At 66.3% G+C, this 12049-nt stretch carries 12 protein-coding genes, 1 tRNA gene and 1 pseudogene; 3 read left to right on the forward strand and 11 right to left on the reverse strand.

Annotated elements, in window-relative coordinates:
• From G3N97_RS10465 to G3N97_RS10505, 9 genes and pseudogenes are all read right to left on the reverse strand, one after another.
• Positions 1-267: pseudogene (locus G3N97_RS10465) on the reverse strand (hypothetical protein); the annotation flags it as partial.
• A 142-nt stretch (positions 268-409) separates the two neighbouring features.
• On the reverse strand, positions 410-1843 hold the full coding sequence (locus G3N97_RS10470) for an MFS transporter (RefSeq protein ID WP_205993149.1): 1434 nt from the start codon (positions 1841-1843) through the stop codon (positions 410-412).
• 70 nt (positions 1844-1913) lie between these two features.
• Positions 1914-2417 (reverse strand): YbhB/YbcL family Raf kinase inhibitor-like protein, encoded by a 504-nt coding sequence (locus G3N97_RS10475; protein ID WP_205993150.1) that lies wholly within the window; start codon positions 2415-2417, stop codon positions 1914-1916.
• A gap of 157 nt (positions 2418-2574) precedes the next feature.
• The gene (locus G3N97_RS10480) at positions 2575-3024 is read right to left on the reverse strand and encodes a very short patch repair endonuclease (RefSeq protein ID WP_065063720.1); all 450 of its coding nucleotides are present in this window, start codon (positions 3022-3024) and stop codon (positions 2575-2577) included.
• A gap of 34 nt (positions 3025-3058) precedes the next feature.
• Positions 3059-4498, reverse strand: coding sequence for a DNA (cytosine-5-)-methyltransferase (gene dcm, locus G3N97_RS10485; RefSeq protein ID WP_205993151.1), 1440 nt, complete (start codon positions 4496-4498; stop codon positions 3059-3061).
• 147 nt (positions 4499-4645) lie between these two features.
• The gene (locus G3N97_RS10490) at positions 4646-4909 is read right to left on the reverse strand and encodes a hypothetical protein (protein WP_205993152.1); all 264 of its coding nucleotides are present in this window, start codon (positions 4907-4909) and stop codon (positions 4646-4648) included.
• A 304-nt stretch (positions 4910-5213) separates the two neighbouring features.
• Entirely contained in the window at positions 5214-5519 is a 306-nt protein-coding gene (locus G3N97_RS10495) for a hypothetical protein (protein ID WP_205993153.1), read from the reverse strand.
• 203 nt (positions 5520-5722) lie between these two features.
• A tRNA-Arg gene (locus G3N97_RS10500) sits at positions 5723-5797 on the reverse strand.
• A gap of 256 nt (positions 5798-6053) precedes the next feature.
• The gene (locus G3N97_RS10505) at positions 6054-6275 is read right to left on the reverse strand and encodes a rubredoxin (RefSeq protein WP_205993154.1); all 222 of its coding nucleotides are present in this window, start codon (positions 6273-6275) and stop codon (positions 6054-6056) included.
• A gap of 247 nt (positions 6276-6522) precedes the next feature.
• Here G3N97_RS10505 and G3N97_RS10510 point away from each other — a divergent pair, with 247 nt between their 5' ends.
• Positions 6523-6933, forward strand: coding sequence for a DUF4399 domain-containing protein (locus G3N97_RS10510; RefSeq protein ID WP_205993155.1), 411 nt, complete (start codon positions 6523-6525; stop codon positions 6931-6933).
• Between the two features lie 124 nt (positions 6934-7057).
• Positions 7058-8986, forward strand: a complete 1929-nt coding sequence (locus G3N97_RS10515) for an ATP-binding cassette domain-containing protein (RefSeq protein ID WP_205993156.1) — start codon at positions 7058-7060, stop codon at positions 8984-8986.
• Between the two features lie 35 nt (positions 8987-9021).
• Here G3N97_RS10515 and G3N97_RS10520 read toward each other — a convergent pair whose 3' ends face one another.
• Positions 9022-9261: a HepT-like ribonuclease domain-containing protein gene (locus tag G3N97_RS10520; protein ID WP_205993157.1), complete on the reverse strand. Its 240-nt coding sequence runs from the start codon at positions 9259-9261 to the stop codon at positions 9022-9024.
• 111 nt (positions 9262-9372) lie between these two features.
• A complete protein-coding gene (locus G3N97_RS10525) occupies positions 9373-9663 on the reverse strand; it encodes a nucleotidyltransferase family protein (RefSeq protein WP_205993158.1) in 291 nt (96 codons plus the stop codon).
• A 378-nt stretch (positions 9664-10041) separates the two neighbouring features.
• Between G3N97_RS10525 and G3N97_RS10530 the strand changes: the two genes are divergently transcribed.
• Positions 10042-12033 (forward strand): DNA topoisomerase IV subunit B, encoded by a 1992-nt coding sequence (locus G3N97_RS10530; protein ID WP_205993159.1) that lies wholly within the window; start codon positions 10042-10044, stop codon positions 12031-12033.
• Positions 12034-12049: the final 16 nt, after the last annotated feature.

Raw genomic sequence — 12049 nt, forward strand, 5'->3', positions numbered from 1 at the left:
CGCAGGCAGCGACGCCGACAGCAGCGCGCCGAACAGCGCGACACCGGCCACGGCGCCCGCGACCGCGCCGAGCGTGAGATTGCGCGTGCGATGCGGCGGTGCGGCGGCCACGGCCACCGGATGCGGCGTGTGGCGCGCGTGTTGTCCGCGCGGATTGACGAAGAACAGGTTGACGTCTTCTTCGACGAAACCGCGCGCGAACAGCTTGTCGGCGACGGCTTCGGCGGCGGGGAAGGTCGTGAAGCGCCCGGCGACGATCAGTGACATGGGAATCCCCCTTCGCAAGGTTGACTCACCGAAGGAAGACGCGCCGCGCGTGCGGCGCGCCGTAATCCCATGTTAGTGCGTGGCTACGCGAAACGTGAGGGCAAACGCGAGGGCAAACGTGAAGCGCGCCGCGCGGCCCGCGTCAGCCGCGCAGACGTGCGTTGCGCTGCGGCACGAGCCGCATCAGGCTTACGACGGCGGCCACGGCGGAGAACGCCGTCGCCACATACAGCGCGAGCGTCGGTCCATGCTGCGGCGCGACGCCGAAAATCAGCGCGACCAGCGCCGCGCCGAGCGTCTGTCCCGTGAGCCGCGCGGTGCCGAGCATGCCGCTTGCGCCGCCGCTGCGTTCGCGCGGCGCGGACGAAAGAATCTGCCGGTTGTTGGGCGACTGGAAAATGCCGAAGCCCGCGCCGCACAGCGCCATGCGCCAGCCGATGTCGAACACCGAGGGATGCGCGCCGAGCGTCGCGAGCGACAGCAGCCCGAGCGCGAACAGGACGAGGCCGATGCCGCCGAGCATGCCGGCGGCGTAGCGGTCGGACAGCCAGCCGGCGAGCGGCGCCGCGCCGATGATGACGAGCGGCCAGGGCGTCATCAGCAAGCCGGTGTCGACCTGAGAAAAACCGAGCGCGTCCTGCAACATGAACGGCAGCGCGACGAACGCGAGCATCTGCGCGCAGAACGAGCAGACCGAGGTGCTGATCGACAGCGCGAACACCGGATTGGCGAGCAGATCGACGGGCAGCAGCGGCGCGGGCTGGCTCAACTGGCGGCGCACGAAGAACCAGCCGACGACGACCGCGCCCGTGAGTTCGGCGGCGATCCAGAGGTGGTTCTCGCCGTGGCCGAAACCGTCGACGGCAAAGATCAGGAGACCGAACACGATGGCGTTGAAGACGGCGCTCACGTAGTCGTAGGGCGCGGGATGCCCTTCGTTCATCGGCAGCGCGCGCATGCCGAGCACGAAGGCGGCGATGCCGATCGGCACGTTGATCGCGAACAGCCAGGGCCACGTGGCGATGGCGAGCACGCCCGAAGCGAGCGTCGGGCCGACCGCCGAGGCGACGGCCACCACCATCGCGTTGATCGCCACGCCGCGCCCGAGCTGCGCGCGCGGATAGATCATGCGCACGAGCGCGGTGTTCACGCTCATGATGCCCGCGCCGCCGAAGCCCTGGATCATGCGCGCGAGCGCCAGTTGCGTGAGCGTGCCCGCGAGCGCGCAGCCGAGCGAGGCGACGGTGAAGAGCGCGAGACCGGCCAGATAGACGCGCTTGTAGCCGATGCGGTCGCCGAGCGAGGCGAGCGGCAGGAGCGAGATCGTCACCGAAAGCTGGTAGGCGTTGACGATCCAGATCGAGCTGGCCGCGCTCGCGCGCAGGTCGTGCGCGATGGTCGGCAGCGCGACGTTGGCGATCGCGCCGTCGAGCACGGCGAGCGTGATGCCGAGCGCGACCACGAGGATCGCGTAATAGCGTTGGGGGAAGGGCAGGCCGGATTCGGCGTCTTCGGCGGCGTCGATGGGGTGCGCGGCGGGCGCGCGCGATGAGGCGGTTGGCGTGGTGATCGGCATCGAGGAAGGACGGCGCGCGCCGCCGGAAGTTGCGTGGCGGCGCGTGCGGTGCGTGGGCGCGAGGCGCGCGTTATTTCAGTTCGTAGAGCCCGACGTAGGTCGTCGAGTCGATTTCGTTCAGATGCGTCATGAAGCGCGCGACCGCGTTGGTGGTCTCGGGCGTGACGGGCAGTTGCGCCGCTTTCAGCGCGTGCACGCGGAAGATGTAGCGGTGCGGCTTGTCCCCGCGCGGCGGCGCGGCGCCGCCGAAGCCGACCGTGCCGTAGTCGTTGCGCATCTGCACGGCGCCTTGCGGCAGCAGGCTGCCGTCGGGCTTGCCCGCGTTGCGCGCGAGCGAGCGCACGTCGGGCGCGATGTTGACCACGACCCAGTGCCAAAAGCCGCTGCCGGTGGGCGCGTCGGGGTCGTAGACGGTGATGGCGAAGCTTTGCGTGTCGGCGGGCGGGGCGTCCCATTGCAGCGCGGGCGAGACGTTGTCGCCATCGACGCCGAAGGCGCGATCGTCGAACTCCTGCGCCTTCGGCATGAAGCCATTGCCCGGAAAGTCGTCGGACCAGAGTCGAAAATCAGCCATCGGTTGCCTCCTTTGCGTGGGTGCCGGATCTTGAGCACGATGCGCGGACGTAGGCGGCGCGCAGCCTGCTCACAGCCTGTCGATCCAGTTTAGCACCGCGCTGCGCGGGCGCTTTCCCACGACGACACGCGTTCGCGCGGCTTCAGGTCGCAACGTCTCAGGCGCGCGCTTCGAACCACGCGCCTTGCTCCGTGGCGAGCCACGCGGCGAGCCGGTCGACGACCGCCTGCGGATCGCGTGACGCGCCGCGCAACGCACATTCCCAGATCACGGCGACGCGCCAGCCCTGGGCGGCGAGCGCGGCGATGGCTTTAGCGTCGTTGGCGCGGTTGCGGGCGATCTTGTCGCGCCAGAATTCGGGCCGCGTGGCGGGCCACTTGAAGAGCGCGCAGTCGTGGCCGTGCCAGAAGCAGCCGTGCACGAACACGGCGGCGCGGTAGCGCGGCAGGACGATGTCGGGGCGGCCCGGCAGTTCGCGTACGTCGAGGCGAAAGCGGAAGCCGCGCCGATGCAGCAGGCTGCGAATCAGGATTTCCGGCTTCGTGTTGCGCCCGCGAATGCCGGACATCATCCGGCTTCGGGTGGCGGCATCCACGACGTCGACCATGCTGATTCGTCCTGACGTGTGTGCGAAGGTCCGCTCAGGCCGATGCGGCGGCTTCGGCGGTGGCAGTCGCTGGTGTGCGGCGGCGGGTGGTTTTCGTGACGGCTTTCGCTGCGGGTTGTGCTTCGCCCAGCGTGACCGCTTCCTCAACCGATTTCTTGCCCGACTTCGCCGCGCGCTTACCAACCGGCGCTTTCGCGACCAGCGCGTCGAGATGCGGCATCATCGTGCGCGCCACTTCGCGCATCACCGGCATCACCACGCTGTTGCCGAACTGGCGATACGCCTGCGTGTCGCTCACGGTAATGCGGAACGTGTCGGGAAAGCCCATCAGGCGCGCGCACTCGCGCGGCGTCAGGCGACGCGGACGCAAGCCTTCGCCCTGATGCACGAGGATCTCGCTGCCGTCCTTGTGATAGCGCGCCGACAGCGTGCGCGTCACGCTCTCCGGAAACGCGAGACCGTAGCCGAAACCGTTGCCGGCCGCGCGATGCTTCTCGGCGTATTGCTGGAGATAGGCCCAGAGACCCGGCGTGAGCGTGTATTTCGGCTGTACGCGGCGCGCAGTGTGATCGAAGAAACGCTCGCCGTCCCATGGCAGAACCGGCTCGCTGCCGTCGGTGCGATGCAGGATCGAGGCGAGGCGCGGGCCGTCTTCGGGCAGACCGAGCGCGTCCCACGTGAACGAAGTCGGCTCGCGAAATCCGGCGATGATGATGCGCTCGCGATGCTGCGGCGTGAAATGGTGGCCGTCGATCACGCGGTAATGCACGTCGTAGCCGAGTTCGTCGCGCAGGACCTGCAGGATCACGTCGAAGGTGCGGCCCTTGTCGTGCGACAGCAGGTTCTTGACGTTCTCCAGCAGAAAGGCGGCCGGCCGCTTTTCGGCGATGATGCGTGCGACGTCGAAAAAGAGCGTGCCTTGCGTGGTGCACTCGAAACCGTGCGGACGGCCGAGCGCGTTCTTCTTCGACACGCCCGCGATCGAGAACGGCTGGCACGGAAAGCCCGCGAGCAGTACGTCGTGATCGGGCACGTCGGCGGCCTCGAACGCGGTGATGTCGCCGACGAAGGCGTGGCCGTTGGCGTCAGTCTGGCCGTAGTTCTCGAGATAGGTCTTCTTCGAGAACGGATTCCACTCGCTCGTCATCACGCAGCGGCCGCCGTGCGCCTCGAAGCCCATGCGGATCCCGCCGATACCCGCGAACAGATCGACGAAACGAAAGCGCGCGGGCGCGGCGTCGGCGCCCGACGCGGCGCCCTGGACGGGTTCGGCGCTGCGCAGCAATTCGCGCAACGCGGCTTCGAGCATGGCGGGGCAAGGCGTTTCGCCTTTTTCCCACCGGCGCACGGTCTTGACGTCCTTGCCGACATGGGCGGCGATCTGCTGCTGCGTGAAGCGCTGGCGTGCCTGCGCAAGCAGGTCTCGCGGTTGGGCCGGGTGCACGAAGTCCTCTCTGGGTATTTTGGCGGACATTATGACCGATGGTCGACCCGCGGCACCAGGATTTCCGGGCACGATCAGACAGACGTGCGCGTGCCTCGACCGCGACGCGGCGGCGAGAAACGGCAAGATGCAGTGAAAAGGCGTGAATAGCGCTGAAACGCAGCGCAACGGCGCGGATCAGTGGCGCGCGGCTTGTCCGATGATCTGCTTGGCGGTTGCGGCGGCGGACGTCTCGGCGTTCAGTTCGTAGAGATCGAGCTGGATGAGCAGGCTGTCGATCTTGGCGAGCTGGCCTTTATTGACGTGCCCGGTATCGAGCAGCCGATGCAGACGCGAGCGCCAGTACATGACTGGGAGGATGGGGCCGCCGAAATCGCCCGAGAGCGAAAGCGGCATGACGCGCCGAATATGCGCGATGTCCTGGTCGATGAGATTCGACATCAGGTGGCCGGCCGGGAGGGGACGTGTCGTGTCCATGTACGAAGATTACGACAGTTCCGACCCCAACTTAAGGGTCGCGAACCCCCGTATTTACCCTGATGCGCGTCGGCGATTCAGCCGATCAACAACATGGCCAACGATGACGCGACCATGGCGGCGAGCGCGGCGATCAAGGCGAATACGTAGGGCGAAGTCATGACGATGGTCTCCTTCTTTTGTTGGAGACCATGGTAGGCGAAGGCGGTCCGCGTGAAAGTTAACAATTGACAAACCACTGTCAGACATCGCGCGCGGCCCGTCAGGCTTACTCCTCGGACGAATCCGCGGCTTCCGGCGAATCCGGAGTTTCCGGCTCGACCGGCGCAGGGCCTTGGGCCGCACCTTCGAGGAAACGGCGCGTCGCTTCGAACGACGCGAGCATCTGCTCGGGCCACGGCGTTTGCAGCATCAGGGCCTGATGGTTTTCGAACGCCGAGTTCAACAGCTTGACGAGTTCGGGCGAGCTCAGATGGCGCAGCAGCACGCTCACGGCGATCGCGGTGGCCTGGCTCGCGCCGGCCGTCTGCAGTTCCGAATGGGTGAGGGCGGCGACTTGCTTGTGGATGTCCATGGTGAATCAGCCTGAAAAAATTGGATGCGAAGAAGGGCGGGCGCACGCGCAAGCGTAATGCATTGGCGATGCCTGGCCAGCACGACGAAATGGAACGCCTGGAGCGGCGGATGAGGGAGGCGCTGGAATCGGAATCCGAACCGGCGCGCAGGACGCGTGCCGCCGGAAACGATGCAACGAGGCGCGCGGTCTCGCGTGTGGGCTGGTCCCCCTGGCAGGAATCGAACCTGCATCTAGCGCTTAGGAGGCACTTGTTCTATCCATTGAACTACAGGGAGCGGTCAGGTCCGCGCGCGAGGCGCATGCGCCGGGCTCCGCCAAGCCGCCATGTTTCCCAAGTCACCCGTCATGGCGCGGAGCCGTCGCACTGTTCTGGGGCGGCCCGGACTGTACGCGGATCGAACCGCGGCCGGGCTGCGCGCCACGTGCGACGCAGGCGCAAGAGTATAGCAAACACATTCCGGCAGGAAACCACCCGCCGATGCGTCGGTGGCTCAGTTCAGCGGACCCGTTCAGCGAGCCCGCGCGCGCCGATCAGAACTCGACGACGGCGAATTCGGCCTTGCCCACGTCGCAAAGCGGGCAGCGCCAGTCTTCGGGGATATCCGCGAAGCGCGTGCCGGCGGCGATGCCTTCGTCGGGCAACCCTTCTTCTTCGTTATAGATCCATCCGCAGATCAGACAGACCCAGCTTTTGTATTCGATCACTTCGCTCACAACACACCTTTGGTTCAATTCGATGCCGATGCCCGTCATTTGCCCCCATTTGGCGGGGCGATGGGCGACCCGCGATGTTACCGGAAAACGGTGAAGGCGCCGAAAGCGGCCTGGGCCAACATGTCGCAGTTTGACGGCGCGCAGTCACGGACGCGGTGTAAGCTGGGGCGCAAACGAACAAAGGATCGCAAACCGGATCACAAACCGCCGCGGGGAACGCGCCGGGCAGATCGCCCGCAAATCACCTACAACCGACAGCATCGACATCATTCTCAGGAGCATCACGATGACTCGCAAAATCTGGCTCGCCGGCGCGACGTTGAGCGCCTTCGCAACCTTGTTCGCGGCAAGCGGCGCGGCGCGCGCCGAGGGCGTCTACTTCATCGAGCCGAAAGACGGCGCGACGGTCAGCAATCCCGTGCACGTGAAATTCGGCGTCGACGGCATGACGGTCGCGCCCGCCGGCACGACCACGCCGAACACGGGCCACCACCATCTGCTGATCGACGGCAAGGCGCTGCCGCAGGGCGAAGTCGTGCCCGTCAACGAAAAATCGATCCACTACGGCAAAGGCCAGACCGAAGCCGACGTGACGCTGCCGCCCGGCGACCACACGCTCACGGCGCAATTCGCCAACGGCGCGCACCAGTCCTACGGCCCGGCGTGGAGCCAGACCATCACGGTGCACGTGAAGTAAGCGGCGCAGCCGTGTGACGGCGCGCGGTGCGTTCAGGCCGGGTTCGCCCCGATCGGCCCAGGTCCCGCCCGCGCGCCCCGGTACAATACGCGCTTGCTCTCCAACGCAGGCCACGGTCCCATCCATGTCGCTTTACACCATCACCGGCGCGCAACTCGCGTTCGGCCACGTCGCGCTGCTCGATCACGCGGACTTTTCGCTCGAAGCCGGCGAACGCGTCGGCCTGATCGGCCGTAACGGCGCGGGCAAGTCGTCGCTGCTCACGATCGTCGCCGATCTCGCGAAGCCCGACGACGGGCTCGTCACGCGCCAACAGAATCTCTCGACCGTCTACGTGCCGCAGGAGCCCGATTTCGACGTCGAGGCCACGGTGTTCGACACGGTCGCCTCGGGTCTCGCCACGGCGCGCGCGCTGCTCGACGAATACGACGCGGTCGCGCACAAGCTCGCCGACACGCCCGAAGGCGTCGAACACGATGCGCTGCTCGCGCGCATGAACGTGCTGCAATCGTCGCTCGACGCCGCCGACGCCTGGAACTGGCGTACGCGCGTCGCGACCACGCTCGCGCAGATCGGTCTCGACGGCGACGCACGCGTCGGCGCGCTCTCGGGCGGCATGCAAAAGCGCGTGGCGCTGGCGCGCGCGCTGGTCGTGCAGCCCGACGTGCTGCTGCTCGACGAACCGACCAACCACCTCGATTTCGACGGCATCCGCTGGCTCGAAGAACTGCTCGTGTCGCAGCGTTCGAGCCTGCTGTTCATCACCCACGACCGCGCGTTCCTCGACCGCGTGGCCACGCGCATTGTCGAACTCGATCGCGGCAAGCTGCTCTCGTATCCGGGCAACTTCACGCAGTATCAGGAGCGCAAGGCGCAGCAGCTCGAAGTGGAGCGCGTCGAAAACGACAAGTTCGACAAGCTGCTCGCGCAGGAAGAAGTGTGGATCCGCAAGGGCGTGGAAGCGCGCCGCACGCGCAGCGTCGGGCGCATCGCGCGGCTCGTGCAGATGCGCAGTGAACGCAGTGAACGCCGCAACGTGCAGGGCAACGTCAAGCTCGACGTCGCGCAGGGCGACAAGTCGGGCAAGATCGTCGCCGAACTGACCGACGTGACCAAGCGCTACGGCGGACGCACCATCGTCGATACGTTCTCGGCCACGGTCATGCGTGGCGACAAGATCGGCTTCGTCGGCCCGAACGGCGCGGGCAAGACCACGCTGCTCAAGATGATTCTCGGCGAACTGAAGCCCGACGAGGGCACGGTGCGCGTCGGCACGAACCTGCAGGTGGCGTACTTCGACCAGATGCGCGCGCAGCTCGACCTCGAAAAGAGTCTCGCCGATACCATCAGCCCGGGCAGCGACTGGGTCGAGATCAACGGCGCGAAGAAGCACGTGATGAGCTATCTGGGCGACTTCCTGTTCGCGCCGGAGCGCGCGCGTTCGCCCGTGAAGTCGCTCTCGGGCGGCGAGCGCAACCGGCTGCTGCTGGCGCGTCTGTTCGCGCGTCCGGCGAACGTGCTGGTGCTCGACGAACCGACCAACGACCTCGACATTCCCACGCTCGAACTGCTCGAAGAACTGCTCGCAGACTACGACGGCACCGTGCTGCTCGTGAGCCACGACCGCGCGTTCCTCGACAACGTGGCGACGTCGGTGATCGCCTCGGAAGGCGAGGGCAAGTGGCGCGAATACGTGGGCGGCTTCAGCGACTGGCAGACGCAGAGCGCGCGCTCGCAGGAAATGGCCGAGGCCCGCGCGCCGAAGGAAGCCGCGCCGGCCGCCGCCGCGCCGAAGGACAGCGCGACGGGCCGCAACGCGCAGCGCAGCGTGAAGCTGTCGTTCAAGGAGCAGCGCGAGCTGGAGGAACTGCCCAAGCGCATCGAGGCGCTGGAAACGGAGCAGAAGACCATCGGCGCGACCATCGAGGAAGGCTCGATCTTCGCGAAGGACGCGCAGGAAGGCACGCGTCTGAGCGAGCGTTATGCGGCGATCGACGAGGAATTGCTGCTCGCGCTGGAGCGCTGGGAAGAGCTGGAAGCGAAGCGCAAGTGATGTGGTGCAAGAAAAGCGGCCTGCGGGCCGCTTTTTTATTCCGCCTGCAATTTCAACAGCTTTTGCTGCAGCTCGGGCACCCAGGTTTGCACGGTGCTCCAGACGATGCTCGTGTCGACAGAAAAATACGCGTGCGAGACGCGATTGCGCATGCCATACACCGCTTCCCACGGTATTTCCGGGTGAGCGGCGGCAAACTCCGGGTCGCCGCGCATGATATTGCGGGCGGCTTCACCGATGATTTCGAGGTTCCGCACGACGGCGTCGATCGCCATGGGGAGTGGCTTCGAAGCTTTCCAGCGAAAGCGGCGCGACATAGCTGCGAATACGCTCGACAGCGTCGAGCATGTGCTGCAGGTAATCCGGCGTGCGCAGATCTTCCTTCCTCATACCGGCACCGAGTTCGCCACGACGCTCGCGCGAAATTTTTCCGGCAAGGCTTTGGGTGTCAGCACGTCGACCTTCACGCCCAGCAGCGCTTCCAGCCGCAACTGGATTTGCGCGATGTCGATCAGTGTGGTCTGCGGCGTCGGATCGACCAGCAGATCGAGATCGCTCCCCTCATCATCCTCGTCGCGCGCGGACGAACCGAACACGCGCGCATTCGTCGCGTGATGACGCGCGACGATTTCACGGATTTCCGCGCGGTGCGCGCGCAAAGCTTCGGACGGTCTCATGACAGCTCCCGGCTCCCCATTCCCAGCAAAGGTTGCAACGAACAGTCCACCCCGATCTGGCGCCGGACAAGGCCCCCAAACCGGCGCCCAAACCGGCGCCCAAACCCCTTGCCGCAAGCGGCTCATTCTACGCGAAGCGCGTCTCGCGCCGCCCCTCGGCCGAACGGCCGACCCCTTCGCAAATTGCCGCGCGGTCCCAAATCAGTACAATACCTCGCGAATACGGTGGAGCGGGCACGCGCGCCGCGCCTGCGAGCCAGGCGAGCAGCCCGTCCACGCCCTTGTTTCGTTTCGATTTTTTTGAACGCTCAACGCGTTTTCCACGCAGATGTCCACAGAAGCTGTGGACAAGCGCGCGGACAACCCCTGTGGATCACCATGTCAACGAAGAAGTCCAACGCTGGAAACACTGGCTATAGCGAAGCGTCGATCAAGGTGCTCAAGGGCCTCGAGCCCGTCCGGCAGCGGCCGGGCATGTACACGCGCACCGAGAATCCGCTGCACATCATCCAGGAAGTCATCGACAACGCCTCGGACGAGGCGCTCGGCGGCTACGGCAAGCGCATCACGGTGACGCTGCACGCCGACCATTCCGTGTCGGTCGAGGACGACGGCCGCGGCATTCCGTTCGGCCTGCATCCCGAAGAGAAGGTGCCGGTCGTCGAGATCGTGTTCACGCGCCTGCACGCGGGCGGCAAGTTCGACAAGGCCGCCGGCGGCGCCTACACGTTCTCGGGCGGCCTGCACGGCGTCGGCGTCTCGGTGACCAACGCGCTCTCCACGCGCCTCGACGTGACCGTCTGGCGCGACGGCAAGGTCGCCGAAATCGGCTTCTCGAACGGCGACGTCACGAAGCCGCTGACTTCGCGCAACGCCTCGCGCGACGAAAAGAAAACCGGCACGCTCGTGACCGCCTGGGCCGATCCCAAGTATTTCGACTCGCCCAATCTGCCGCTCGGCGAATTGCAGCGTCTGCTGCGTTCGAAGGCCGTGCTGCTGCCGGGCGTCGAAGTGACGCTCGTCGTCGAGAAGACCGGCGAGCGCCAGAGCTGGAAGTACGAAGACGGCCTGCGCGGCTATCTGCTCGAAGGCATGGGCGGCGCCGATCTGCTGATCCCGCTGTTCGAAGGCGAGCGCTACGCCGACGCCCGCACGACCGACGACACCTTCGCCGAAGGCGAGGGCGCCGCGTGGGTCGTGGCCTGGAGCGAGGAAGGCGCACTCACGCGCGAGTCCTACGTCAATCTGATTCCCACGCCCGCGGGCGGCACGCACGAAAGCGGCCTGCGCGACGGTCTGTTTCAGGCGGTCAAGAGCTTCGTCGAATTGCACAATCTGCAGCCGAAGGGCGTGAAGCTGCTGCCCGAAGACGTGTTCGCGCGCGTCTCGTTCGTGCTCTCGGCGAAGGTGCTCGATCCGCAGTTCCAGGGGCAGATCAAGGAGCGCCTGAACAGCCGCGACGCCGTCAAGCTCGTCTCGTCGTTCTCGCGTCCGGCGCTCGAACTGTGGCTCAACCAGCACGTCGAGCACGGCAAGAAGCTCGCCGATCTCGTCATCAAGCAGGCGCAGGCGCGCACGCGCGCGGGCCAGAAGGTCGAGAAGCGCAAGAGCTCGGGCGTGGCCGTGCTGCCCGGCAAGCTGACCGACTGCGAAGCGACCGACATCGCGCGCAACGAGCTGTTCCTCGTCGAGGGCGACTCGGCGGGCGGTTCGGCGAAGATGGGCCGCGACAAGGAGTACCAGGCCATCCTGCCGCTGCGCGGCAAGGTGCTCAACACCTGGGAAACCGAGCGCGACCGCCTGTTCGCCAACAACGAAGTGCATGACATTTCGGTGGCGATCGGCGTCGATCCGCACAGCCCCGACGAGACCGTCGATCTCTCGAATCTGCGCTACGGCAAGATCTGCATTCTTTCTGATGCAGACGTCGACGGCTCGCACATCCAGGTGCTGCTGCTCACGCTGTTCTTCAAGCATTTCCCGCAGCTGATCGAGCGCGGCCACGTGTACGTGGCGCGTCCGCCGCTGTTCCGCGTCGACGCGCCGGCGCGCGGCAAGAAGCCCGCGCAGAAGCTCTACGCGCTCGACGAAGGCGAACTCGAAGCGATTCTCGACAAGCTGCGCAAGGACGGCGTGCGCGAGACGCAATGGAGCATAAGCCGCTTCAAGGGCCTCGGCGAAATGAGCGCCGAACAGCTCTGGGACACGACGATGAATCCCGACACGCGCCGCCTCTCGCCCATCCTGCTCGGCGACCTCGACTACGAGTCGACCGTCGCGCGCATGACCATGCTGATGGGCAAGGGCGAAGCGGCCTCGCGCCGCTCGTGGCTCGAAGAAAAGGGCAACGAAGTCGAAGCGGACATCTGACCGCCTCCCGTTCACC

Origin of the sequence: Paraburkholderia sp. Ac-20347, assembly GCF_017104805.1 — a bacterium.
In the GTDB taxonomy this organism is placed as follows: Bacteria; Pseudomonadota; Gammaproteobacteria; order Burkholderiales; family Burkholderiaceae; genus Paraburkholderia; species Paraburkholderia tropica.